Origin of the sequence: Bradyrhizobium iriomotense (assembly GCF_018129405.1) — a bacterium.
In the GTDB taxonomy this organism is placed as follows: Bacteria; Pseudomonadota; Alphaproteobacteria; order Rhizobiales; family Xanthobacteraceae; genus Bradyrhizobium; species Bradyrhizobium iriomotense_B.
The window spans coordinates 1-23,713 of the sequence record NZ_JAFCLP010000007.1 but is presented as its reverse complement, the minus strand read 5'-3'; the positions used below and the strand labels follow the sequence as shown (position 1 = coordinate 23,713).

The following is a 23,713-nucleotide window of genomic DNA, read 5'->3' as shown; positions in this document are numbered from 1 at the left end:
CGTTGTGGACGAATCCACGGGCCAACCTCTCATTCATCGGAATCGATGCCAAGGCCGGGCGACGCCGATGTCATACGCGGAATGTGCACGGTTGCGGGAAGACGGGCCCCCGGGGGGCGCTCTCCGCCTGATTCGCTGGTCCATGGCCGGCCCGGCTTGCTGGCCCATCGGGGGCGCGCTAGGACAGGGTATGGCGGTGTCCTTCTCAAACGAACGTATCCGGCGATGACGACGCCCACAGCCCTCACCATTGCCGGCTCGGATTCCAGCGGCGGCGCCGGCATCCAGGCGGATCTGAAGACTTTTGCCGCGCTCGGCGTCTACGGCGCCTCCGTGATCGCGGCGCTGACGGCCCAGAACACGCGCGGCGTCACCGGCATTCACGCCGTGCCGGCCGAGTTCGTCACCGCGCAGATCGATGCGGTGTTCTCCGATCTCGACATCGGCGCGGTGAAGATCGGCATGGTCGGCCAGGCGGACAGCATCGATGCGATCGCGGCCGCGCTGTCGCGCTGGACGCCGCGCCACATCGTGCTCGATCCCGTGATGGTGGCGACCTCGGGCGATCGCCTGCTGGCGTCCGAAGCCGTCGACGCCTTGCACACGAGACTGATGCCGCTGGCCTCGGTGATCACGCCGAACCTGCCGGAGGCTGCGGCTCTTCTCGGCGAGCCCGTTGCAGTGAGCGAGGCCGAGATCGAAGCCCAGGGGCGCCGGCTGCTGGCGCTCGGCTGCGGCGCGGTCCTGATCAAGGGCGGGCACGGCAAGGGCGCCGAGAGCATCGACTATCTCGTCACGTCCGGACACACGACCGCGCTCGCCGCGCCCCGCGTCGCCACCCGCAACACCCATGGCACCGGATGCTCATTGTCCTCGGCGGTCGCCGCGGGGCTCGCCAAAGGCGAGGATCTGGAGCTTGCCGTGCGCAACGCCAAGGCATGGATCAGTGCTGCGATCGCAGCCTCCGACCGCTTCACCGTCGGCCATGGCCACGGGCCGATCCATCATTTCCACAAATTCTACTGACGGCGGCCTTCGCGCGGCGCAGTCGCTCCCCCGTTAACCAATAAGGCCATGCGGTTCCGTGGTTTTGCGGAGGCGGCCTGCGGCGCCGTGTCGCCTGATTGTCGCATGCGACTGATATTCGCGGGGGAGGCGAGGCAAGGCGTGATTCGTATTTGAAGGTGCCTCAAGGGTTCAATCGGTCATCCCCCTGTCACGGGACATTGTTACAGGCTGGCGCATGGGAAGTTACGATGTGAGTGACGAGAGCCCGGAGCGGCGCTTTCGCACGTTGTTCATCTCCGACGTTCATCTCGGAGCTCGCGGTTCTCAAGCCGACCTTCTGCTCGACTTCCTGCGCTACCATGATGCCGATACGATCTATCTCGTCGGGGACATCGTCGACGGCTGGGCGCTGAAATCGAGCTGGCACTGGCCGCAATCGCATAACGACCTCGTCCAGAAGCTTTTGCGCAAGGCGCGCAAGGGCGCCAAGATCATCTACATTCCCGGCAATCACGACGAGTTCCTGCGCAACTATTACGGCACGCATTTCGGCGGCATCGACGTGGTCGAGAACACCGTCCACACCGGCGTGGACGGCAAGCGCTATCTCGTCATCCACGGCGACATCTTCGATCTCGTGGTACAGAACGCGCGCTGGCTCGCCCATCTCGGCGACAAGGCCTACGACTTCGCGATCCAGATGAATCGCTTCGTCAACTTCTTCCGGCGCATGTTCGGCGTGCCCTATTGGTCGCTGTCGCAATGGGCCAAGCAGAAGGTCAAGAACGCCGTCAACTATATCGGCGCGTTCGAGCAGGCGCTCGCCGCCGAAGCGCGGCGGCACGAGGCCGACGGCGTGATCTGCGGCCACATCCACTACGCCGTGATCCGCGACGAGGCCGGCATCCGCTACATGAATTGCGGCGACTGGGTTGAGAGCTGCACGGCTCTGGTCGAGCACGACGACGGCCATTTCGAGATCATCACCTGGGCGGATCAGTTGCAGAAGCCCGCACAGGTGCCGCAGGTCGCAGCCAGAGCTGCATAACAAGGGCCACTTGATGCGCATCCTGGTCGCGACCGACGCCTGGCACCCGCAAGTCAACGGTGTGGTTCGGACGCTGACCAAGCTGGCTGATGCCGGCAAGGGGCTCGGTGTCGAATTCACGTTCCTGACGCCGCAATCGTTCCGCACCTTCGCCATGCCGAGCTATCGCGACGTGCGCCTCGCGATGCCGCGGCCGGCGCGAATCGCGCGGCTGATCGAGGAGGCGCGTCCCGACAGCATCCACATCGCGACCGAGGGGCCGATCGGCCTGATGGTCCGCCGCTATTGCCGCCAGCGCAAGCTGCCGTTCACGACCAGCTTCCACACCCGCTTTCCCGAATATGTTCGCGCCCGCGTGCCGGTCCCGGGCTCGCTGATCTGGCGGGCGCTGCGGCGCTTCCATGCGCCCAGCAGCGCCGTGATGGCGGCAACGCCGGCGCTCGCCCGCGAGCTGACCGAGCGCGGTTTCGACAATGTCGTGCTGTGGCCGCGCGGCGTCGATACCCAGCTGTTCCATCCCCGCGCCGTCGATCTCTGTCTGCCGGCGCCGGTGTTCCTGTCGGTCGGCCGCGTCGCGGTGGAGAAGAATCTCGAGGCTTTCCTCGACCTCGATCTGCCCGGCACCAAGGTGATTGTCGGCGACGGCCCGGCGCGCGCCGCGCTCGAAGAGGCCTATCCCGACGCGATCTTCCTCGGTGAAAAGCAGGGCGAGGCGCTGGCGGAAATCTATGCTGCGGCCGACGTGTTCGTGTTCCCCAGCAAGACCGATACGTTCGGCCTGGTCCTGCTGGAGGCGCTCGCCAGCGGCCTGCCGGTCGCGGCCTTCCCCGTGAAGGGCCCCCGGGACGTCATCGGCGATGCGCCGGTCGGCGCGCTCGATCACGATCTGCGCAATGCCTGCTTCGCCGCGCTCGGCGTCTGCCGGCAGGACTGCGTCGAATTCGCAGCCAACTACACCTGGGAGGCCTCGGCGCGGGTCTTTATCGACAGCATCCAGGCGGTCGGGGCGGTGCTGCCAGGCCGGAACGGCGCGGAACAGCCGCGCTTCGTGGCCTGAGAACCCAGAACCCTCGCGTGGAGGTGTCTTGCCGGGGGCTCGATGGCCGCGATACAGTCGGCCATGACCGAACAGCTCCTTCCGGTCGGCCCCGCCGACATCGATGCCGCAGCGCGCGTGATTGCGCCCTACGCCATCCGCACCCCGCTGTTGTCCTTTCCCGTGCTCAACGAGCGTGTCGGTGCCAAAGTGTTCCTGAAGCCGGAAATGCTCCAGCGCACCGGCTCCTTCAAGTTCCGCGGTGCCTTCAACAAGGTGTTCTCGATCCCGCAGGACAAGCGCGCCGGCGGCGTCGTCGCGTTCTCCTCCGGCAACCACGCGCAGGGCGTGGCGGCCGCCGCAAAAATCCTCGACATGCAGGCGACCATCGTGATGCCGGCGGATGCGCCGCTGTCGAAGCGCGAGCGCACCAAATCCTATGGCGCCGAGGTCGTGCTGTATGACCGGGACAAGGACGATCGCGAGGCGATCTCGCGCGGCATCGCCGAGAAGCGCGGCGCGACGCTTGTCAAACCCTATGACGATCCCTTCGTGATCGCAGGGCAGGGCACCGCCGGTCGCGAGATCGCGGAAGACATGGCAACGCTCGGCCTCAGCCCCGACATCGTGGTGGCGCCAGCCTCCGGCGGCGGCCTGATCGCGGGCGTCGCGACGGCCGTGAAGGCGCGCTATCCGCAAGCCGAGATCGTGGTGGCCGAGCCCGAGGCGTTCGACGATCACGGCATCTCGCTGACCGCAGGTCACCGCGAGCCGCATCCGCCGGCGGGCCGCACCATCTGCGACGCGCTGATGGCCCTGATGCCGGGCGAGATGACGTTTGCGATCAACAGCAAGCTCTTGGCGCGCGGCGTCACGGCGTCGGACAAGGAAGTCGGCGCGGCCGTGGCGTTCGCCTATCGCGAGCTGAAGCTGGTGGTGGAGCCGGGCGGTGCGGTGGGCCTTGCCGCACTGCTTGCCGGACGTCTTGATGTCGCGGGCAAGAACGTGGTCATCGTGCTGTCAGGCGGCAACGTTGATGCCGACCTGTTCGCCGAGTTGGTGGCCTGATTTCTTGAGATTTTGAAACGACGAAGGGGCAGAGCGTTTCCGCTCTGCCCCTTTTGTCGTTTCGCTCGCCGCGATCAGTGCATGAAGCCGCGGTGGTTGTTGCCGCCACCCATGCTCGGGGCTTGGTTCATCGACTGGCGGAAGTTGTTGTTGCTGTTGACCATGCGGTTCGGCATCGGGTTGATCTGCGGGCGGCTGTTCTGCTGGTTTTGGATCTGCACCTTGTTCACCGGATTGTTGTTGAGCTTCACGACGCCGGTGTTGCCGTTGTTGACGCGGATCGGGTTGTTCTGCGTCTGGACAGGCTTCACGTCGACAGTCGTGCCGCCCTTGCCGACATTCACCGGCATGCTGACGATCTTGCCCGGATTGCCGTTGGCGTTGCCGCCGTTCGGCTTGGTGTTGGTCACGGGCAGGGTCACGATCTTGCCGGTGCCGCCAGTGTTGGTGTTGGTCGGCGCAGGCAGGGTGACGATCTTGCCCGGGGCCTGCGACGGCGTGCCGTTCGGCTGGTTGTTGCCCGCCGGCAGGTTGACGATCTGGCCGCCATTGCCGAGCTTGCCGATGACGTTGCCGTCGACCGGCTTCTGCACGACCGGCAGATTGCCATTGACCGGCGCGCCACCATTGCCCTGCTGCAGCGGCATGTATTTGGGCTGGCCGAGATTGCCCATCTTGAAGACCGGGGCAATGTTCTGCGGCGCCAGGAACTTGGTCGGCTGCATCAGGGGGATCTGCTTCGGCTGCGCCTCGAGCTTCAGCGCGACTTGCGCATAGGGGCTGCTGCCGTAGCTGTCGTAGAAGCTCTTGTAGCCGAGCGGCGAGTTCGCGAGCACCGCCTTGTGCCAGGCCTGCGAGATCAGGAGGTTGTTGAGCAGCCAGCGGATGTGGTCGCACAGCGGGTCGTGCGGATACATCCGGATGAACTCCTGATAGTATTCCGGCCGGCCCTCGGACACGACGTAGTCATAGGCCTGGCGGGTCGAGCGGCTCGGCAAATTGGAGGCCATCTGCACCACGGGCGCATTCACCGGCATGCGGTTGGCGGCAACCGCGGTGTCGCCGAAGAAGGTGAAGTCGCTCGTGAGCGAGGAGCTCTCCCAGGGGATCTGCGCGCCGCTGGTGCTCTGGTTCACCTGAAGGCGCACGCGTTTGAACAGCTGCTCGATCGGCACGTTGGGCTCGCGTGCGACGTTCAGGAAGGCCTGCGTGTAGGGGCTGTGGCCGCCGGTGCCGTCAAGCGCTTCGGCGCCCGGGGCGGTGGAGTAACCGACGATCGAGCCGTTCGGCGCATCGACGATTGCCAAGCCGCGGCCGGCGTCGTTCACGTTCGGGAACGGGTTGTTGCGGCAGGCATCGAGGATGACGATGCGCATGCGGCTCGGGATCGTCTCCAGCGTCGACATCACGTCGACGAGGCGCACCGAATTGTTGACGAGCTCGGTCTGGCTGGACACCTTCGCATCGACCGGGACGAGATAGTTCTCGCCGGCGAGCTGCACGCCGTGGCCGGCGTAATAGACCATCGCGACCGTGTTCGGACCGCGCGCGGACACCTTTGCGGAGAAGTCCTGCACGACGCGGAGCATGTCGTTCTGGCCGAGGTCGGTCGCGGCGACCACCTCGAACCCGGCGGAGTTCAGGAACTGCGCCATCGACTGGGCATCATTGTCGGGATTGGCGAGCTGCGGCGCGTTCTGGTAGTTCGAATTGCCGATCACCAGCGCGACGCGCTGCTCGGGCCCTTGCAGGGCGGTGGGGGGAGGCTGGACCGGGGCGACTTGCGCGGAAACCGGGCCGCAGGCGAAGCCGAACAGGCTTCCCACGAGGCTAGCCGTCATCAGGAAAGGCTTTAGGCGGAACATGGCGTGCTCCTCTGGCACTGATCTCGATACGAGATTGGTTGCGAGGCAGACTGGCCGCGTTCGAGTTCGGGGTCCGTGATCCCTGTCACCATGATAGGCTGCGTGATCTGAATCACGCTTGGAACCTGCTATGGTGAATGGCCGGTTGCCGGCCAATGACATGTGCCCGAGGAAATGCCGTCACATGCTGAAATCGATCGATCCGATCCTCACGCCCGACCTGCTCTGGCTGCTCGCCGCGATGGGCCATGGCGACGACCTCGTTTTCGTGGATGCCAATCACCCCGCGACCCGCATTGCCCAGAGCACGACGTCGCAGCGCCTGATCCAGCTGCCGGGCATGAGCATGGAGACTGCGATACGCGCTGTCATGTCGGTCTATCCGCTCGACGATTTCGATCCGGATCCGGTGCGCGTGATGATGCCGGTCGACGATCCCGATCGCGTGCCCGATGTGCAACGCGCCGTGCTCGCGGAGATCGCGCGCGCTGTTGGCCGCACTGTCAGTCCCGGCAAGCTGTCGCGTCCGGAGTTTTATCGCGCGGCGGCTGCGGGGTTTGGCGTGGTGCAGGTCGGCGACAGCAGGGGCTATGGCTGCTTCCTGATCCGCAAGGGCGTGATCAGCTAGCGGGGCTGCGTTCGATCGACGCACGGCTTGACGCAAACTGGATGCGGTCATCTGTGCGACCATCCTGCGCATGGCTGCGTTCGGCCAGCACTCGAATTTGAATGGTCTTCGAGCAGGCGAGCGTCTATGGTCGATCCATGTCTCGCCTTGTGTGTCTATTCGTTGCTGTCATCCTGTCGCTGCTGCCTGCTGTCGCGCCCGCTGAGCCCGTGCAAAAGCGTCCCAAGCCGGTCTGGAAGGGCTACGGTTTCCTGCCGGGCTATCGTCAGCCGCTGAGCAACAGCATTCCGCTCTACAAGCAGAAGGACGCCATGCGGCGCCTCGCGCGAAGTGAACGCCGCCACTGGTACATCGACCCGGTTCCTCAGTATTACCGCTGGGATGGTGAGTGGCATTATTTCGGCCGCCCCAGCTTCGGCGGCGGCCGCTACAACGGCGGCAGTTTTGGCCCGTGCTGGACGCGGACGCCGATCGGGGCGGTGTGGAATTGCGGATGATCGACTGATCGCGCCGTCATTGCGAGCGTAGCGAAGCAATCCAGAGTCTTTCCGCGGAGGGATTCTGGATTGCTTCGCTGCGCTCGCAATGACGGGGTGGAGAGAGCTCGCGCCTTACGAGAAGAACGCGATCTTCTCGGCCTGGGTCATGCGGCGGATCGGCGCGAGCGGGTCGATGGCGGGCGCGCGGGGTTTTTGCAGGATGCCGCTGGCGAGGATGGTGGCGCCGAGCGAGGGCTCGGGCGAGGAGGTGGGCAAGGGAGATGGCATCGGCAGCGCCGCGGTCGGCGCGGCGGCCGATGATGCCGTGGCCGCCATCGCCGGGGCCTGCTGCTCCATCACTTCGGCCGCGGCTTCGGCGATGGCATCGGTGAGGCGCGCGAGCGAGTCCATCGCGATCGGTGCATGGGCTGCGGGCTCTTCCGCGATCGCTGCGGGCGCCGGTGCGACCGGCTCCGGAAGCTCGGCCGCAACTGGCGTTGCGGCCTCCGCAGCCATCGGCTCCGGACTTGCGACGGCGATCTCAACCGGCTCGATGATCTCGTCGAACTCCGGATCGGGCGCGGCCATCTCCAGCGCGATGGCCTCGAGGATGGCTTCGTCCTCCGCTTCCGCGGCGGCGTCGAGCGAGAACTCGTCGGTGACCTCAAGGGCCGCGGTCGGCTCTGCGACCGGCTCTTCAAGGGTGACGTCCTCAACCGCGATATTGTCGGGCGCGATCTCGCTGTCGGCAGCGGCCTCCGGCGCGACGGTCGCATCCATGGCCTGCTCGGCCATCGCGAATGCTGCGGCGCTGCCGGCTTCCTCAACGGCTGTTTCGGGCTCGCCAGTCGCTGCGACGTCCTGCGGCGTCTCCGTAAAAGCCACGGGTGCTTCGCTCGCCATCGCGGCAGGCGTGGCCTCCACGGGCGGAGCTTCCGCGGTGGGCGGCGTGTCCTGCACCGGCGCCGGCGAGGGACGCTCCGCCTGCGGCGATGCGGCGCCGTCGGTCTGGTCGATCCGATCCCTGAGCAGATCGAATGCGACCTTGAGCTCGACGCGGGGGGCAATGGTCGAAATCTGTCCGCAGGCGGCCTCGATCGAGGCGAGCTGCGAATCAATGAGGTCGCAGATTCGCCCGTCGGCGCCGATCTCGCGCCAGCGCCAGGAGATCTCCTTGATGATGCGCACGCCGCGCGGGATCGGCGCGAGGCTCGCCTCGATCGCGGCGGGATCGAACGCCGCGAGCGCGATCGTCTCGGCTTCGCGGATGGCGTGTCGGATCTCGACCAGCGCCTCCGGCAGGCGGTCCTCGACGACGGGTTGTCGCTGTGCCGCAAGGGTTTCTTCGATTTTCGCGACCGCATCCAGCACCATGCGGGTGTCGGCATTGCGGTTGCGCTTGGCGTATTCGCCGAGGAACCAGCGGCCGCGCGCGGTCTCCATGAAGGCTTCGCGGATCGCGTCGTAATCCTGCTCGTTCGGCTCGGCCGCACGGGCAGACATGGGCGAAAGGGCGAATGCTTCGTTGGCCATGACAATCTCGTCGCGCAAATCAGTGCGCGTTACAGTAACGATCACCACGATATCGACCGAATCGCAATTGGTTTGATGCAGTCCGAATCACAAATCCCCACGCCAGCCGCCGTGAAGCGGCGATTCGCCGTGAGCCTGGCGCTGTTCTATTCGGCACTGTTCGCGGTATCGGGCACGCAGCTGCCGTTCTTCCCGGTCTGGCTGAAGGCGATCGGCATCGACGCGGCCTGGATCGGTCTCATCAACGCGCTGCCGGCGATCACGCGCTTCACCACGCTGCCGCAGATCACCGCCTTTGCCGAAAAGCGGCATGCCATTCGCGCCGGCATGATGCTGTCGGTGCTGGCAACGGCGATCGGCTTTGCGGCCGTGGGCGTGCAGCAGCAGCCGCTGGCGTTGTTCCTGATCTACGCACTGACCTGCATGATGTGGACGCCGTCGACCCCGCTCACCGATGCCTACGCGCTGCGCGGTGTCGCGCGCTACGGGCTCGACTACGGACCGTTGCGGTTGTGGGGCTCGGCGGCGTTCGCCGCCAGCTCGCTCGCCTGCGGCTATCTCGTCGACGTCATCGCAGGCCGCGACCTGATCTGGGTGATCGTGGCCTGGGCGGTCGTTGCGGTGCTCGCCAGCCTGCTGCTCCAGCCCCTCGACGACATCAGGCGCAAGAGCGCCGGGACGCGTGCCGACACGGCGCTGCTGCGCGATGCCGGCTTCTGGGCGCTGATCGCCTCCGCGGCGCTGATCCAGGGCAGCCACGTCGCCTACTACACGTTCTCCGCCATCAACTGGCAGCTCCATGGCATCAGTGGGCTGACGATCGCGGGACTGTGGACGCTGGGCGTGATCGCCGAGATCGTCGTGTTCGCGCTGTCGCCACGTTTCTCGCTGCATCCGTCCACGATGATGGCGATCGGTGGCTTAAGCGCCGTGGTACGCTGGATCGTCACCGCCAACGAGCCGCCGCTGGCGCTGCTCGCGATCGTGCAGCTCGGCCATGGCCTCACTTTCGGCATGACCATCGCCGGCACCATGAACCTCCTGGTGCAGCGCGTGCCCTCGCATCAGCTCGCGCGGGGGCAGGGCTATTACGCCGCATGCAGCGGGTTATTGGGCGCGACGACCTCGATCGCGTCAGGCGCGATCTACGCCCGCATCGGCGATGGCCTCTATTACGTCATGGCCGCGATGGCCGCGGCCGGGGCGATCGTGATCTGGTCGGCGCGGCACCGGCTCACGGCTCAGCCCCACAGCGAAGAGTCCGGCGGATAGACCAGACTGCCGTCATAGCGCAGGCCGTGATCGCGGTCGCGCGCCAGCAGCAGGGGGCCGTCGAGATCGACGAAGCGCGCCTGCGGCGTCACCAGCATTGCGGGGGCCATCGACAGCGAGGTCGCGACCATGCAGCCGATCATGATCTCGAAGCCGAGCGCCTGCGCGGCGTCGGCCATGGCGAGCGCCTCGGTGAGGCCGCCGGTCTTGTCGAGCTTGATGTTCACGGCGTCGTAGCGCTCGCGCAGCGGCGCCAGCGAGGAGCGGTCATGCACGCTCTCGTCGGCGCAGACCGCGAGCGGGCGCCTGATCCGCGCCAGCGCCTCATCCTTGCCTGATGGCAGCGGCTGCTCCACCAGGGTGACGCCGGCAGCGTCGCAGGCGGCGAGATTGTGCGCCAGATTGGCTTCGGTCCAGGACTCGTTGGCATCGACGATCAGCTCGGACTCCGGCGCCGCCTTGCGCACGGCCGCGATGCGAGCGTCGTCGCCCTCGCCGCCGAGCTTGATCTTGAGCAGCGGCCGGTGCGCCGCTTTGGTGGTGGCCGCAGCCATGGCGTCGGGCGTGCCCAGCGAGATCGTGTAGGCCGTGATGCGCTCGACGGGGGCCGGGCGGTCGAGCAGGCTCCAGGCCCGCCGGCCGGCCGCCTTGGCCTCCAGGTCGATCAGGGCGCAATCCAGCGCGTTGCGGGCCGCGCCCGGGGGCATGGCGGCCTGCAGGGCTTGCCGGGTCAGGCCGCCGGCCACGGCGCCCTGCATGGCCTCAATGGCGGCAAAGGTCGCCTCGGGTGTCTCGCCATAACGGGGATAGGGCACGCATTCGCCGCGGCCGGTGAGGCCGTTATGGCTCACTTCGGCCACAACCGTCACCGCCTCGGTCTTGGCGCCCCGGCTGATCGTGAAACTGCCGGCGATGGGAAAGCGCTCGATTCGCGCCAGGAGGGCCGGAACTTTGCTGGAAGTCATTTTGAACTCTGGCGAAATCTGAACCTGCTGGTTACCTGTAGCAACTAACATTAACCACTTGGGGATACCTTCTCTGGGTAAGGGCGCGTGCGCAACTATCTGAATTCATCTGTTTCTTGCGCCCCGGCGCGGGAGCGGACATCTTGAACAGCGATCCGAAGCTGGAGCGGATTGCGAAGGGCAACGCGCTGGCACTCTGCGCCACCGGAACCTGGACCGCGAGCTTCGCGCCGGTCCTGGAGCGGATGGTGGCGGATGCCGAGAAGCTCGCCGGCGGTCCGCAGAGCATCTTCATCGACGTCTCCGAGGTCGCCAAGCTCGACACGTTCGGCGCCTGGCTGATCGAGCGGCTGCGCCGCAGCCTGACGCAAGGCGCGGTCGAGGCGCAGATCGCGGGGCTGTCGGCCAATTATTCGAGCCTCGTCGACGAGGTGCGTCGGGTCCGGGCGACGCCCGTGGTCGAGACCTCAACGATCACCATCACCGGCATGCTGGAGCAGATCGGCCGCGCCGTGGCCGGCGTCGGCGGCACCGTGGCCGGCCTGATCGACATGCTCGGCGCGGTACTGGCGGCGGGCTTTCGCGTGCTGATCCACCCGCGCGCGTTCCGCCTGACCTCGACCGTGCACCACATGGAGCAGGTCTGCTGGCGCGCGGTGCCGATCATCGTGCTGATCACCTTCCTGATCGGCTGCATCATCGCGCAACAGGGTATTTTCCACTTCCGCCGCTTCGGCGCCGACATCTTCGTGGTCGACATGCTCGGCGTGCTGGTCTTGCGCGAGATCGGCGTGCTGCTGGTCGCGATCATGGTCGCGGGCCGTTCGGGCAGCGCCTACACCGCCGAGCTCGGCTCGATGAAGATGCGCGAGGAGATCGACGCGCTGCGTACGATGGGGTTCGACCCGATCGAGGTGCTGGTGCTGCCGCGCATGCTGGCCCTGGTGCTGGCGCTGCCGATCCTCGCCTTCCTCGGCGCCATGGCCGCGCTCTATGGCGGCGGCCTCGTCGCCTGGCTCTATGGCGGCGTCGATCCCGAAGCGTTTTTATTGCGGCTGCGCGACGCCATCTCGATCGACCACTTCATCGTCGGCATCGTGAAAGCGCCCGTGATGGCCGCCGTGATCGGCATCGTCGCCTGCGTCGAGGGGCTCGCCGTGCAGGGCAGCGCGGAATCGCTGGGGCAGCACACCACGGCATCGGTGGTGAAGGGCATCTTCTTCGTGATCGTCATGGACGGCGTGTTCGCCATCTTCTTCGCCTCGATCGGGATGTGACGATGGCAGGCGAGATTCAAAATCCCATCATCCGCGTCCGCGACATCACTGTGCAGTTCGGCGCAACGCGCGTGCTCGACGGGCTCAACCTCGACGTCAAGCGCGGCGAGATTCTTGGCTTCGTCGGCCCCTCGGGCGCGGGCAAGTCGGTGCTGACGCGCACCATCATCGGTCTCGTGCCGAAGGTCGCGGGCAGCATCGAAGTGTTCGGCGTCGATCTGGATTCCTCGAGCACGTCGCAGCGCCGCAACGTCGAGCGGCGCTGGGGCGTGCTGTTTCAGCAGGGCGCGCTGTTCTCCTCGCTGACCGTTCGGCAGAACATCCAGTTTCCGATGCGCGAATATCTTCGCGTGTCGCAGCGGCTGATGGACGAGATCACCATGGCCAAGCTGACCATGGTCGGGCTCAAGCCCGAAGTCGCCGAGCGTTTCCCGTCGGAACTGTCAGGCGGCATGATCAAGCGCGTCGCGCTGGCGCGCGCACTGTCGCTCGATCCGGACCTCGTGTTCCTGGACGAGCCGACCTCGGGGCTCGATCCGATCGGCGCCGGTGATTTCGACGAACTGGTGCGGACGCTCCAGCGCACTTTGGGTCTGACCGTTTTCATGGTAACCCACGATCTCGACAGCCTTTACACCGCTTGCGACCGCATCGCCGTTTTAGGGAACGGTAAGATCATTGCGGCAGGGTCGATCGCCGACATGCAGGCCTCGCAGCATCCCTGGCTGAGGCAGTATTTCCATGGCAAGCGCGCCCGCGCGGTCATGAGTTGAGTAGCCGGAGCACTTGATGGAAACGCGGGCGAATTACGTCCTGATCGGATCGTTCACGCTGGCGGTGATCGCCGCGGCGATCGGCTTCGTGCTCTGGTTCCAGTCGCTGCACACCACCAAGCAGCGCAGCCCCTTGCGCGTCGTGTTCGAAGGCCCGGCGGCGGGCCTGCGCAACGGCGGCAGCGTCAATTTCAACGGTATCAGGGTAGGTGAGGTGGTCTCGGTGAAACTCGACAACCCGCGGCGGGTTGTCGCACTCGCCATGGTCGAGAACAACGCCCCGATCCGCAAGGACACCCTGGTCGGCCTCGAATTCCAGGGCCTCACGGGCGTTGCCGCGATCTCGCTCAAGGGCGGCGAGGAGGCGGCACCGCCGCCGCCGCTCGACGAGGACGGCATCCCGACGCTGACCGCCGACCCCAACAAGCTTCAGGACGTCACCGAGGCGATCCGCGGCACGCTGCAGAACATCAACAAGATCGTCGCCGACAATCAGGAATCGGTGAAGAACTCGCTGAAGAATCTGGAGACCTTCACCAACTCACTGGCGCGCAACTCCGAAAAGATCGACGGCGTGATGGCCAAGGTCGACGGCGTCATGCTCAAGGCCGACAGCCTCATGCTCGGTCTCAACACGCTGGCCGGCGGCAAGGACGGCGGCGAGCTGTTCCAGGCGGTGAAGTCGATCCGCGAACTCGCCGACGATTTCGACAAGCGCTCCGGCGCATTGATCAGCGACGGCCGCCGTACGCTCGGCGACATCAGCCGCGCCGTGAACAATTTCGATCGCAATCCGACCCGCGTGCTGTTCGGCGCCAGCAACTCCTCGCAAGCGGCCCCGCCGCCCGAGCCGCCGAAGCCGGCGGCGCAGGAGCGCAGGCGGCAGTAGCTTCTCCGCTGTTGTCCTGGCGAACGCCAGGACCCATTACCCCAGGGAGGAGTTTGGCGAAGACCGGTCGTTCGGTACGCCCACCGAGCGCGATCGATGGACCTCGCGGTATGGGTCCTGGCGTTCGCCAGGACGACAGCGAATTTGTGGTCGAGCGTTTCGCTCCTGATGACAAGTCCAAACAAAAACGGAGGCCGCGAGGCCTCCGTTTTCATTCGCTATTCGCTATCCGTCGCTCACCCCAGCCGGCCCGCCGCGTGTGCGAGCAGCGTGTAGACCAGACCCGTCTCCGAGGTCAGGTGGCCGCGCAGCTCCTGCGGGCCGCGGCCGTCGCGGGCGACTTCGTCGAGCAGGCGCTCGAACTCGGCGACGTAGCGGTCGACGGTACCCTTGAAGTTGCGGTCGGCGCGGTACTTGCGGGCGACCTCGTCAAAGGCCTTCTGGCCGGCGGGCGTGTAGAGGCGCTTGGTGAAGGCCTTGTTCTCGCCGCGCTGGTAGCGGTCCCACATCTCGGCGGCGAGGTTGCGGTCCATCAGCCGGCCGATGTCGAGCGACAGCGATTCCAGCGGATTGCTGCTCGCCTGCGGGGCCTGCGGCTGCGGTGCAGGTGCCTGGCGGGCACGGGGAGCCTCACGTCCGGCCGGGGCGCCCTGGTTGGCGTCCGTGCGGTTCAAGAGGTCCGACAGCCAGCCGTCGCGGCCCTGGTCGTTGCCGCCGGGCGCGACCGGCGGCGCTTCGGTGCGGCGCGAGGGAGCGGGCATGCCGAGGTCCGGCGGCGGCAGCGTCGAGGCGCTGCCGGTGTCGCGCATGCGGGTCTCGGCACCACGACCGCCGACGGTCGCCATCATCGGCTCTTCCTGACGCTGGACGGCGACAGAAGCGCGGCCCGCCGTCGAGACGTCGAGACCACGGCCGTGCTGGGCCACGATGCGGTTGAGCTCGGCGAGCGCCTCGATCTGGTCGACGATCACCTTGCGCATCTGCGCAGTGCTCTCGGCGGCCTCCTGCGGCATTTCGAGCACGCCGCGGCGCAGCTCGTTGCGGGTGGCTTCGAGCTCGTTGTGCATCTCGAACGCCATCTGCTTCATGCTGGAGACGAGGTTGGTGAACTTCTCGGTCGACTGCTTGAACATCGTATCCGCCTCGTCCGTGGTCTGGCGGTAGATGTCGTGCATCGCCTCGATGGTCTGGCGGTGCTCCTCCTCGGACGCCGCGCGCACCGCCTCGAACTGGCGGGTGATCGCGGCCGAGCCTGCGCCGGCGGTCTCGGCGACGACGCGGGCGATGTCGCGGGCACGCTCTTCGGCCGCGGCCAGCGATTCATCGAGCAGGCCGGTGAAGCGCGACAGCCGCTGGTCGAGGTCGGCCGTGCGCAGGTCGATCGTGGTGACGAGCGATTCCAGCGCCTGCTTGCGCTCGGCGAGCGAGGCGGTGGTGTTCTTGTTGCTCTGCTCCACGACCTGCGCGGCATCGACCAGCGCCTTGCCGTGCTTGTCGAACTGGGTCGACAGCTCGCCGAGATCCTGGAGCGCCTTCGTGGTCTTGCTGTTGAACACGTTGAGCTGGTCTTCCAGGTTCTGCGTCGCCGCGCCGTTGCGTGAGGTGACGTCGTTCATCGCCGAGACGAAGTCGGCAACGCGCGTCACCAGCGCCCGCTCCAGCGAGTTGAGGTTGTCGTGCGCGCCGGTCAGCACCTCCTGGAGGAGGATGTTGCCTTCGCGCAGACGCTCGAACAGGGCGACCGTATCGGTGCGCAGGATCTTGCTGGTCTCCTGCATCTCGGTGACGGCCGCGATCGAGACCTGGCGCGACTGGTCGATCGCGGAACGCGAGGACTGCTCGAGGTCCTTGAGCGACTTGCCGACCGCGCTCGTGGCGATCTCGCTCGCCGCATTGATGGTGCGGGCGACTTCGGAGCCGTTGCCCATCATGGTCTGCGAGAAGGCATGGCCGCGCGTCTCGATCGACTTCAGCGCGTCGGAGGTGACGCGGTCGATGTCGAGCGTGAGCTGGCTGGTCTTGGAGCCGATCGCATCGACCAGCGCGCCGCGCTTGGCGTCGATCATGTTCGACAGACGGTCGGCCTGCTGCTGCACGTAGGTGACGATCTCGTCGGTCTTGCCGGTCATGGCCTGGCCGAAGCTGGAGCTGGCGGCGAGCACCGAGCGCTCGACGTCGGCCGAGCTCGACTTGACCCGCGAGCTCGCCTCGTTCGAGGCGGAGATCAGCGCGTTCTGGGCGTTGAGCGCGCTGGTCTGGATCTCGCTGGTCGCGTTCGTCGTGGCCGTGCTCAGGGCGCGCTCGATCTCGGTCGAGATCGTGCGGATCTGGCTCGCGGCATCCGCCGAAGTCGAGGTCAGCGAGGTCTGGGCCTCACGCGCGCTGTTGAGGATGGTCGAGGCGGTGTCGGCGCCGACTGCGGTCAACGTGCGCTCGATGTCCGTGGTCAGCGACTTGATCTGGCTGGCCGCATCGGTCGAGGCGGAGATCAGCGTGCCCTGGGCCTCGCGGACGCCGCTGGTGAGCGCCTCGATGGTGGCGCCGCCGGCGGTCGCCAGCGCGCGCTGCATCTCGGCCGCGAGCGAGCGGACCTGGCCGGTTTGCTCTGCGGAGACAGCAAGAAGGGTGCTCTGGGCGTCGCGGGCGCTGGTCGTGATGGTCTCGGCGGTCGTCTGGCCGGCCTGCGAGAGCGAACGATGCACCTCGGCCGCGAGCGACTTGACCTGGCTTGCCGCATCCGAGGACGCCGTGACCAGCGAGCTCTGGGCTTCGCGGGCGCCGGACATGATGGTCTCGGCCGTCGCGGTGCCCGCCATCGTGAGCGAGCGCTGCACGTCCGAGGACAGCGCCTTGATCTGGTTGGCGGTCTCGGTCGAGGCCGCGACAAGCGCGGACTGCGCATCGCGGGCGCCGGCGGTGATCGATTCCGCCGTGGTGACGCCGGCCATCGACAGCGAGCGCTGCACGTCGGCGGTGAGCGTCTTGACGTGGTTGGCCGCGTCCGAGGACGCCGTGACGAGCGTGGTCTGCACCTCGCGGGCGCCGGCCAGGATCGAGGCTGCGGTCGCAGACCCGGCCGCCGACAGCGTGCGTTCGACGTCGGCTGCGAGTCCCTTGATCTGGGTGGAGGCATCGCCCGAGGCCGCGACCAGGGTCGACTGCGCCTCGCGGGCGCTGGACAGGATCGCGTTGGCGGCACCCGTGCCGACCGAGGTCAGCGCGTGTTCGACCTCGGTCGCGGTCATCTTGAGCTGGGCGTTGACGTCGGAGGAGACCGTCATCAGCGACTGCTGGGCGGTGCGCGCACCGGTCTGGATCGTCTCGCTGGTGTTGACCACGAGGTTGGTGAGCGAGCGCTCGGCGTCCTCGACATGCGAGCGGATCGCGGTCGAGATCATCTCGGCGCGGGACATCATGTCCTCGCTGGCCTGGCGGCCGCTGCTCTCGATGCGGCCGGCGACGGCCTCGACGCGCGAGCCGAGCAGGTCCTCGAACTGCGCCACGCGCACGTCGATGTCGTTGGCGACCGAGCCGACCTTGGTCTCGATGGTCTGGTGGATGTCCTGGAAGCGCGCCGTGACCGTGTCGGTCAGGTGTGTGCTGCGGCCGTCGATCATCTCGGTGACGCCGGTGATGCGGCGGTCGACCGCCTCGATCGCCTGCGCGGTGCCGTCGGTGAGCGTCGAGGTCAGCAGCGTGAGGCGCGTGTCGATCGACTGCACGGCCTGCGAGGCGCCGTTGGTCACGGCGGTGGCGAGGTAGGTGAGGCGGGTATCGATGGATTCGAGCGCCTGCGTCGCGCCGCCCGTCAGCGTCGTCGTGAGGTGGGTCAGACGGGTGTCGATCGACTGGATGGTCTGCGACGCGCCATCGGTCAACGAGGACGTCAGGTGGTTGAGGCGCGCATCGATGGTCTCGATGGCCTGCGAAGCGCCGTCGGTGAGCGACGTCGTGAGGTGGGTGAGGCGGGAATCGACCGACTGGATCGCCTGTGCGGCACCGTCGGTAAGCGACGTGGCGAGCGTGTTGAGGCGGCCGTCGATGGTCTCGGTCATCGACTTCGCGCGGCTGTCGAACGACTGTTCGAGCGCGGCGACGCGGCCGCTGAGCTGGTCGTCGAAGGTCTTGATGTGGCCTTCGATCGTGCCGTCGAGGCCGGCGATCTTGCCGTTCAGCGAGGCATCGAGATGGTTGACGCGTTCGCCGATCGTGGTCTCGAACTGCACGAGGCGCTGGTCGAGCAGGGCCGTGATCTCGCCGCCGTTGGAGGTGAAGCGGGTGTCGAAATTGTCGACATAGGTCTTCAGCGACTCATGGATGTCCTGGGTGCGCTGGCCCATGCGCTCGACGATCTCGCCGCCGAACGTCTTCACGGTGCGGTCGAACTCGGAGATGTGGCGGGTGATCAGCGCGCCGAGCGTGCCGGAGTCGCGGGCGAACTTCTCGACCAGCTCGGTGCCCTGGTTCTTCACCAGCTCGTCGAAGGCGCTCATCTGCAGCGACAGCGAGTCGTGCGCGGTCTCGGTCTGGCTCACGACCTTGGCGACGAGGGTGTTGACCGTGGCGTCGAGCGCCTCGCTCGCCTTGTCGCCGCTCGTCATGATCTGGTTGGCGAGGCGGCTGCCGGCGTCGTCGATCTTGGCGGAGATGTCGCTGGAGCGCAGCTCGAGCTCGAGCAGCAGCGAGTCCGACGAGTTCTTCAAGCTGTCGTGCACCTGCTCGGTGCGCTCGGAGATGCCGTCGACGATCGCGGCGGAGCGCTGCTCGAACTCGCCGGTGATGCGGTCGATGCGCTCGTTCAGCATCTCGTGGACGCGGTCGGCGAGGTCGACGAACTCGTCGTGGACGTGACCGGTCTTGAAGTTGAGGCTGGTGGTCAGCCGCTCGCTGGCGTCGAGCACGGCGCGCGTGGTCTCGTTGCTGGCTTCCTCGAGGCGGTCGAGCAGGTCGCCGCCGCGCTCGCCGAGCGCCAGGATCATGTTGTCGCCGGCATTGCTCAGCGCCTGGGTGATGTGGGCGCCGCGCTCTTCGAGCGCGCCGGTGATGGACTTGGCGACCTCGTCGACGCGCGAGGCGATCGCGTCCGAGATCAGCGCGATGTCGTGGCGCAGATCGATCTGCACGCCGGAGATGGCGCTGCGGACCTGCTCGGCCTGGCCGACCAAATTGTCGCGCTGATGCGCGATGTCCTGGAGCAGGGCGCGGATGCGCACTTCGTTGTCGCTATAGGCGCGCTCGAGCGCGGCGACCTCGTTGGCGACCAGCGTCTCGAGCTCGCCGGCGCGCGCAATCGCGCGCTCGATGCCGTCGCCCATCGCCGCGACCTCGCGGCGGATGGCCTGGCCGACGGTGACCATGGAATCGGACGCCGAGCCTTCGGGCTCGGAGAAGCGGATCGCGACCTGCGCCATCGCCTGCGCGATCATGCGCATTTCCTGGCCGCGCCAGACGAGGCTGGCCAGGAAGTAGAACAGCATGATCGGCGCGAAGAACATCGCGATCAGGCCGGCGATGACGAGCACGCCGCCGCTCTGGCCCATGGCGGCCTGGATCGAGGGCAGGAAGCCGACCGTCAGCGCCGCACAGGCGGCGAGCCAGACGCCGGCGAAGATGGTGGCGAAGGTGTAGACGCTGCGGGCAGGGCGGCCCCTCTGAAGCGCCTGGAGCAGCTGACCGATGGTCTCGCGGTCGTCATTGGCGGCGCGGCGTGTGGTGCGCGGCTCCTCGATCGGATCGAACACGGTCGACCGTTCGTTGGCAGCGGGGCGCGGCTCGAAGCTCGGATCGTCGAAGACCGGGGGCGGCGGAGGCTCCACCTGAGGCGCCGTTTCGCTCCGCATCGAGGCGTTGCGGCTGGTGTCCGCAGCGGTGTCGCTGATGTTCAGGGCTTCCTGGATCGCAGAAAGCGCAACTTCTGTGGGGTCTTTGACCTTTTTGGGAGTGTTCGCCATGTTCAGTCCGAGCCCTCGTTACTTGTACACGCCCCCCGCGAGCCCTGCGCGCTACGCAAGCCCACAGACCGGATCATGCCGCTTATGCGGATCTCCGAGCCGTCCCCACCCGGACGGCTTGTCCGCTAATTTCCGCAACATCCTATTGGCAGAGCGTCGCGAATGAAATGCCTGCGATTAAGACAATCTTAATCATCGTTAACAGGATCGGGCCGTAACGCCTTAGCAATAAATGAAATTCTCCACGGAACCCGGCCAATTGCGGCGACTTTTCGTCAATAAACGGGCGGAATTACGTAAAACAGCCCAAACATTTCGTTAACCATTTTCGTGCTTGGCTGAGGCGAACCGTACCCGCCGGACCGGCGGAACCGTCGCGCGATGCCGGGGCCTGCGCCATGACGCCTGAACTGCAACGGATGGACTGGATGCCTTCGCCCCCGCTTGCGCCCATCGACAGCCCGCTCGATCTCGACCACCTCTCCCGGATGACGCTCGGCGACACTGAGCTGGAACAGGAAGTGCTCGCGATGTTCGCCGAGCAGGCGGTCCGCCTGCTCGCCGCAATGGCGGCGCTGCCGGCCGAGACCGGCGCGCTCGCGCACACGCTCAAGGGCTCGGCCCGCGGGATCGGCGCCTTCGCGGTGGCCGATGCTGCCGCCAGCCTCGAGACGGCGGTTCGGACCGGCCACAACCGGCTCCATGCACTTGCCGCGCTGAAAGAGGCGGTGGCCGAGGTCCGTGCCGCGATCGCGGCGATCCTGAAGCATTAGGCCGACGCCCCCACAAATATGGGGCCTGCGCACTAGTCGTTTGATTTGACGCGTTTTCTGCGCGCGAACCGGGATCCAGGCCGCTCGAAAACGCTATGGCGCCGGGCTAACCGACCCGTTATAGGACAGCCCGGACCCTCCTTCATTCCCAACATCGCGGCAGCACGAGCACACATGGCCAAGATTCACTTTGTCGACCACAAGGGCGAAACCCGCACGGTGGAAATCGAGAACGGCGCGACCGTGATGGAAGCCGCCATCCGCAACAGCATTCCCGGCATCGAAGCCGAATGCGGCGGTGCATGTGCCTGCGCGACCTGCCATGTCTATGTCGACGAAGCCTGGCGCGAGAAGGTCGGCAGCCCGACGCCGATGGAAGAGGACATGCTCGATTTCGGCTTCGACGTGCGCCCGAACTCGCGCCTGTCCTGCCAGATCAAGGTCTCCGACGACCTCGACGGGCTGGTCGTGGCGACGCCGGAACGTCAGGCCTGATCGTCTCTAAATAGCTTGGATAACCGGCGGCGCGACCTCGATGCCGCGCTTGTGCCAGGGGCTGAACTTCTCGATCACCTCTGGGGTCAGCGGCGCCGGCCGCCTCGTCGAGCAGGACGCCGACCGACGTCGCTGACGCAATGCACTTCCCGTTCGAGAACACGACCTGTTCGAAGGTCACGGACGTTCGTCCCAGCTTCACGACCCCAAGGCCGAGCTCGATCGTGTTCGGCCAGTGCAGCTCGGCGCGGAAATGGATGTCGAGCCGCACCATGATCCAGGCGAGGCCGGGCGGGGTCAGCCCGTATTCGGGAAGCTTCATCAGCGTGACACGGCCGGTCTCGAAATAGGTGGCGTAGACCGCGTTATTGACGTGCTGGTTGGGATCGAGATCGCCGAAGCGCACGTTGTCGCTGAGGCGAAACGGAAAGTCCTCAAGGCGCGGCGTCGTGTCGAGGCGGGCTGGTGCGTTCACCGATTGATCTCCGTCATATCCACCCTCGTTACAGCCCAGTTATTTTGGCCCGGCAAGTGGGTGCGGCTGCGGGGCGATCCCGCTTTTATGCCTTCCCTGTTCCATCCCCGTTGGCTAGACAGGCAGGGTCACCTCTGCCCAACGGGCGCCGTCCAACCGATAACGACCGATAAAGAGACGACATGAGCGACGTGATCAAAACCGATGTGCTGATTATTGGCGCCGGCCCCTGCGGTCTGTTCGCCGCCTTCGAACTCGGCCTTCTCGACATGAAGGTGCATTTCGTCGATATCCTCGACAAGGTCGGCGGCCAGTGCGCCGAGCTCTATCCGGAAAAGCCGATCTACGACATTCCCGGCATTCCGCAGGTTTCGGGGCAGGGGCTCACCGACGCGCTGATGGAGCAGATCAAGCCGTTCCACCCGACCTTCCATCTCGGCGAGATGATCGAGACCGTGGAGAAGATCGGCGATCCCGCATTCCGCTGCACCACGGACACCGGCAAGGTGTTCGAATGCAAGGTGGTGGTGATCGCGGCCGGCGGCGGCTCGTTCCAGCCCAAGCGCCCGCCGGTGCCGGGGATCGAGGCCTATGAAGGCACCTCAGTGCACTACGCCGTGCGCAAGATGGAGACGTTCCGCGACAAGAACGTGCTCATCGTCGGCGGCGGCGATTCCGCGCTCGACTGGACGCTCAATCTGCATCCGCTGGCCAAGCGCATCACGCTGCTGCACCGGCGCGACGAGTTTCGCGCCGCGCCCCACAGCGTCGAGCAGATGCGGGCGCTGGTCGCGGGCGGCAAGATGGATCTGCGGCTCGGCCAGGTCACCGCGCTTTCCGGCGCCGATGGCAAGCTCGCCGGTGCGACCGTCAAGGGCAACGACAACAGCATCACAGAGGTCGCCTGCGACACCATGCTGCCGTTCTTCGGGCTGACCATGAAGCTCGGTCCGGTCGCGAACTGGGGCATTGCGCTCGAGAACAACCTCGTGCCGGTCGAGACGTCAGCGTTCGAGACCAACGTGCCAGGCATCTTCGCCATCGGCGACATCAACACCTATCCCGGCAAGATCAAGCTGATCCTGTGCGGCTTCCACGAGGGCGCGCTGATGTCGCAAAAAGCCCATCGCTATGTCTATCCGGAGAAGCGGCTCGTGTTCCAGTACACGACCTCGTCGTCCAGCCTGCAAAAGAAACTCGGAGTCAACTGACGCCGAGGGGGCGGCAAGGCGATGCCCCATGTTTCTGGTGCTGGAACCGTTCGCGAAATCGCCGTAGTGTGCGGCCATCCCCGACTTGGCTTGGAAGGCGATCGGCTTGGAAGGCGGTTGGCTTGGCAAAGGCGATTGGCTCAGCAAGGTGATGATAATGCGGACTCTCATTTCCAGCTTTCGGCTGCTTCCCTTCCTCGCGCTTGCGCTGCTCGGCGTGGTGAGCCCGGCTGCCGCGCAGACCGCGGAGCCGACGGCTGCGGGCCTCTGGCAGAAGGTCGAGGACGGCAAGACGGTCGGGTGGTTCCTCTTCATCGACCACAACGGCGTCTTCGAAGGCGTGATCGCCAAGACCTTCCCGCGGCCCGGCGACGATCCGAACGAGGTCTGCAGCAAGTGCACCGACGATCGCAAGAATGCACCGGTGCTCGGCATCTCCTTCGTCCGCAACATGAAGCGCGAGGGATTGAAGTACGAAGGCGGCAACGTGCTCAATCCGCGCGACGGCCAGATCTGGAAGGCCAACATGAAGGTCAGTCCTGATGGCCAGACCCTGACGCTGCGCGGCTATCTCGGCATCGCGCTGCTCGGCAAGGACGAAACCTGGACGCGCCTGCCCGACGCCAACATCGCCCAGGTCGATCCCGCTATCGTCGCGAAGTATCTGCCGGCCCAGGCCGCCGCGACCAAGCCCGCACCCGCGCCCGCAGCCAAGAAGGGCGGCGCGATGATGGCGCCGGCGCCGAAGCAGTAGCGCTGCGCGACTGCTGTAGTCGTCACGGCTGTTGCCGTGGACACTACCGTCATTCCCCGCGAAGGCGGGGAATCCAGTACGCCCCGGCTCCTCCGTATCCCCGCACTTTCTCTGGAATACTGGATTGCCCGCCTTCTGTTTAGACCGGAGACATGGCTGACACCTGTTCGGACACATCACTGACAGGTTGGTCATTGGTCAAGTCGATCGATG

The 23,713-nt window shown here is 66.3% G+C and carries 18 protein-coding genes and 1 pseudogene; 14 read left to right on the top strand and 5 right to left on the bottom strand.

Annotated features, from left to right (window positions below):
- The first annotated feature begins 225 nt into the window (after positions 1 to 225).
- The 4 genes from thiD to JQ592_RS16900 all read left to right on the top strand — a co-directional run bounded on the left by thiD (position 226) and on the right by JQ592_RS16900 (position 4,160).
- Positions 226 to 1,026 carry a bifunctional hydroxymethylpyrimidine kinase/phosphomethylpyrimidine kinase gene (thiD, locus tag JQ592_RS16915; RefSeq protein ID WP_211403951.1) on the top strand — a complete coding sequence of 267 codons (801 nt, stop codon included), beginning with the start codon at positions 226 to 228 and terminating at the stop codon, positions 1,024 to 1,026.
- Between the two features lie 217 nt (positions 1,027 to 1,243).
- Complete coding sequence (locus tag JQ592_RS16910; RefSeq protein WP_183240050.1) at positions 1,244 to 2,056, top strand: UDP-2,3-diacylglucosamine diphosphatase; 813 nt, start codon at positions 1,244 to 1,246, stop codon at positions 2,054 to 2,056.
- A gap of 13 nt (positions 2,057 to 2,069) precedes the next feature.
- Positions 2,070 to 3,113 (top strand): glycosyltransferase family 4 protein, encoded by a 1,044-nt coding sequence (locus tag JQ592_RS16905; protein WP_211403950.1) that lies wholly within the window; start codon positions 2,070 to 2,072, stop codon positions 3,111 to 3,113.
- 63 nt (positions 3,114 to 3,176) lie between these two features.
- Positions 3,177 to 4,160: a threonine/serine dehydratase gene (locus tag JQ592_RS16900; protein ID WP_183240052.1), complete on the top strand. Its 984-nt coding sequence runs from the start codon at positions 3,177 to 3,179 to the stop codon at positions 4,158 to 4,160.
- Positions 4,161 to 4,234: 74 nt separating this feature from the next.
- On the opposite strand, the gene JQ592_RS16895 is transcribed toward JQ592_RS16900, so the two are convergent.
- Complete coding sequence (locus JQ592_RS16895; protein WP_211403949.1) at positions 4,235 to 6,025, bottom strand: caspase family protein; 1,791 nt, start codon at positions 6,023 to 6,025, stop codon at positions 4,235 to 4,237.
- 184 nt (positions 6,026 to 6,209) lie between these two features.
- Between JQ592_RS16895 and JQ592_RS16890 the strand changes: the two genes are divergently transcribed.
- Together JQ592_RS16890 and JQ592_RS16885 are read left to right on the top strand one after the other, a co-directional pair.
- Positions 6,210 to 6,653: an RbsD/FucU family protein gene (locus tag JQ592_RS16890; protein WP_211403948.1), complete on the top strand. Its 444-nt coding sequence runs from the start codon at positions 6,210 to 6,212 to the stop codon at positions 6,651 to 6,653.
- A gap of 101 nt (positions 6,654 to 6,754) precedes the next feature.
- Positions 6,755 to 7,150, top strand: coding sequence for a hypothetical protein (locus JQ592_RS16885; RefSeq protein ID WP_246820465.1), 396 nt, complete (start codon positions 6,755 to 6,757; stop codon positions 7,148 to 7,150).
- 114 nt (positions 7,151 to 7,264) lie between these two features.
- Here the strand turns inward: JQ592_RS16885 and JQ592_RS16880 are convergent, their stop codons facing one another.
- A complete protein-coding gene (locus JQ592_RS16880; RefSeq protein ID WP_211403947.1) occupies positions 7,265 to 8,665 on the bottom strand; it encodes a hypothetical protein in 1,401 nt (466 codons plus the stop codon).
- A 75-nt stretch (positions 8,666 to 8,740) separates the two neighbouring features.
- On the opposite strand from JQ592_RS16880, the gene JQ592_RS16875 reads away from it, so the two are divergent.
- Complete coding sequence (locus tag JQ592_RS16875; RefSeq protein ID WP_211403946.1) at positions 8,741 to 9,937, top strand: MFS transporter; 1,197 nt, start codon at positions 8,741 to 8,743, stop codon at positions 9,935 to 9,937.
- Here JQ592_RS16875 and dgcA read toward each other — a convergent pair.
- Positions 9,907 to 10,902: an N-acetyl-D-Glu racemase DgcA gene (gene dgcA / locus JQ592_RS16870; RefSeq protein WP_211403945.1), complete on the bottom strand. Its 996-nt coding sequence runs from the start codon at positions 10,900 to 10,902 to the stop codon at positions 9,907 to 9,909. The genes JQ592_RS16875 and dgcA overlap by 31 nt on opposite strands.
- Positions 10,903 to 11,045: 143 nt before the next feature.
- Between dgcA and JQ592_RS16865 the strand changes: the two genes are divergently transcribed.
- The 3 genes from JQ592_RS16865 to JQ592_RS16855 are packed head-to-tail and all read left to right on the top strand — an operon-like array spanning position 11,046 to position 13,841.
- A complete protein-coding gene (locus tag JQ592_RS16865; protein WP_211403944.1) occupies positions 11,046 to 12,179 on the top strand; it encodes an MlaE family ABC transporter permease in 1,134 nt (377 codons plus the stop codon).
- 2 nt (positions 12,180 to 12,181) lie between these two features.
- On the top strand, positions 12,182 to 12,952 hold the full coding sequence (locus tag JQ592_RS16860; protein ID WP_211403943.1) for an ABC transporter ATP-binding protein: 771 nt from the start codon (positions 12,182 to 12,184) through the stop codon (positions 12,950 to 12,952).
- Between the two features lie 16 nt (positions 12,953 to 12,968).
- Complete coding sequence (locus tag JQ592_RS16855) at positions 12,969 to 13,841, top strand: MlaD family protein (RefSeq protein WP_211403942.1); 873 nt, start codon at positions 12,969 to 12,971, stop codon at positions 13,839 to 13,841.
- Between the two features lie 236 nt (positions 13,842 to 14,077).
- Here the strand turns inward: JQ592_RS16855 and JQ592_RS16850 are convergent, their stop codons facing one another.
- Positions 14,078 to 19,792, bottom strand: coding sequence for a negative regulator of septation ring formation (locus JQ592_RS16850; protein ID WP_211403941.1), 5,715 nt, complete (start codon positions 19,790 to 19,792; stop codon positions 14,078 to 14,080).
- Between the two features lie 398 nt (positions 19,793 to 20,190).
- Here JQ592_RS16850 and JQ592_RS16845 point away from each other — a divergent pair, with 398 nt between their 5' ends.
- Both JQ592_RS16845 and JQ592_RS16840 read left to right on the top strand, forming a co-directional pair.
- On the top strand, positions 20,191 to 20,565 hold the full coding sequence (locus JQ592_RS16845; RefSeq protein ID WP_211403940.1) for an Hpt domain-containing protein: 375 nt from the start codon (positions 20,191 to 20,193) through the stop codon (positions 20,563 to 20,565).
- A gap of 174 nt (positions 20,566 to 20,739) precedes the next feature.
- Positions 20,740 to 21,060 (top strand): 2Fe-2S iron-sulfur cluster-binding protein, encoded by a 321-nt coding sequence (locus JQ592_RS16840; protein WP_018642875.1) that lies wholly within the window; start codon positions 20,740 to 20,742, stop codon positions 21,058 to 21,060.
- A gap of 6 nt (positions 21,061 to 21,066) precedes the next feature.
- Here the strand turns inward: JQ592_RS16840 and JQ592_RS16835 are convergent.
- A pseudogene (locus JQ592_RS16835) lies at positions 21,067 to 21,535 on the bottom strand (acyl-CoA thioesterase).
- Positions 21,536 to 21,717: 182 nt separating this feature from the next.
- Between JQ592_RS16835 and JQ592_RS16830 the strand changes: the two are divergent.
- Both JQ592_RS16830 and JQ592_RS16825 read left to right on the top strand, forming a co-directional pair.
- On the top strand, positions 21,718 to 22,746 hold the full coding sequence (locus tag JQ592_RS16830) for an NAD(P)/FAD-dependent oxidoreductase (RefSeq protein ID WP_211403939.1): 1,029 nt from the start codon (positions 21,718 to 21,720) through the stop codon (positions 22,744 to 22,746).
- A gap of 157 nt (positions 22,747 to 22,903) precedes the next feature.
- Positions 22,904 to 23,500, top strand: a complete 597-nt coding sequence (locus JQ592_RS16825) for a DUF2147 domain-containing protein (RefSeq protein ID WP_211403938.1) — start codon at positions 22,904 to 22,906, stop codon at positions 23,498 to 23,500.
- Positions 23,501 to 23,713: the final 213 nt, after the last annotated feature.

Coding starts and splice junctions, on each gene's coding strand:
- JQ592_RS16850 (WP_211403941.1), bottom strand. CDS start 19,792: ATGGCGAACACTCCCAAAAAGGTCAAAGACCCCACAGAAGTTGCGCTT.
- JQ592_RS16830 (WP_211403939.1), top strand. CDS start 21,718: ATGAGCGACGTGATCAAAACCGATGTGCTGATTATTGGCGCCGGCCCC.
- JQ592_RS16910 (WP_183240050.1), top strand. CDS start 1,244: ATGGGAAGTTACGATGTGAGTGACGAGAGCCCGGAGCGGCGCTTTCGC.
- JQ592_RS16845 (WP_211403940.1), top strand. CDS start 20,191: ATGACGCCTGAACTGCAACGGATGGACTGGATGCCTTCGCCCCCGCTT.
- JQ592_RS16875 (WP_211403946.1), top strand. CDS start 8,741: ATGCAGTCCGAATCACAAATCCCCACGCCAGCCGCCGTGAAGCGGCGA.
- JQ592_RS16900 (WP_183240052.1), top strand. CDS start 3,177: ATGACCGAACAGCTCCTTCCGGTCGGCCCCGCCGACATCGATGCCGCA.
- JQ592_RS16890 (WP_211403948.1), top strand. CDS start 6,210: ATGCTGAAATCGATCGATCCGATCCTCACGCCCGACCTGCTCTGGCTG.
- JQ592_RS16855 (WP_211403942.1), top strand. CDS start 12,969: ATGGAAACGCGGGCGAATTACGTCCTGATCGGATCGTTCACGCTGGCG.
- JQ592_RS16840 (WP_018642875.1), top strand. CDS start 20,740: ATGGCCAAGATTCACTTTGTCGACCACAAGGGCGAAACCCGCACGGTG.
- JQ592_RS16880 (WP_211403947.1), bottom strand. CDS start 8,665: ATGGCCAACGAAGCATTCGCCCTTTCGCCCATGTCTGCCCGTGCGGCC.
- JQ592_RS16905 (WP_211403950.1), top strand. CDS start 2,070: ATGCGCATCCTGGTCGCGACCGACGCCTGGCACCCGCAAGTCAACGGT.
- dgcA (WP_211403945.1), bottom strand. CDS start 10,902: ATGACTTCCAGCAAAGTTCCGGCCCTCCTGGCGCGAATCGAGCGCTTT.
- JQ592_RS16860 (WP_211403943.1), top strand. CDS start 12,182: ATGGCAGGCGAGATTCAAAATCCCATCATCCGCGTCCGCGACATCACT.
- thiD (WP_211403951.1), top strand. CDS start 226: ATGACGACGCCCACAGCCCTCACCATTGCCGGCTCGGATTCCAGCGGC.
- JQ592_RS16895 (WP_211403949.1), bottom strand. CDS start 6,025: ATGTTCCGCCTAAAGCCTTTCCTGATGACGGCTAGCCTCGTGGGAAGC.
- JQ592_RS16825 (WP_211403938.1), top strand. CDS start 22,904: ATGCGGACTCTCATTTCCAGCTTTCGGCTGCTTCCCTTCCTCGCGCTT.
- JQ592_RS16885 (WP_246820465.1), top strand. CDS start 6,755: ATGGTCTTCGAGCAGGCGAGCGTCTATGGTCGATCCATGTCTCGCCTT.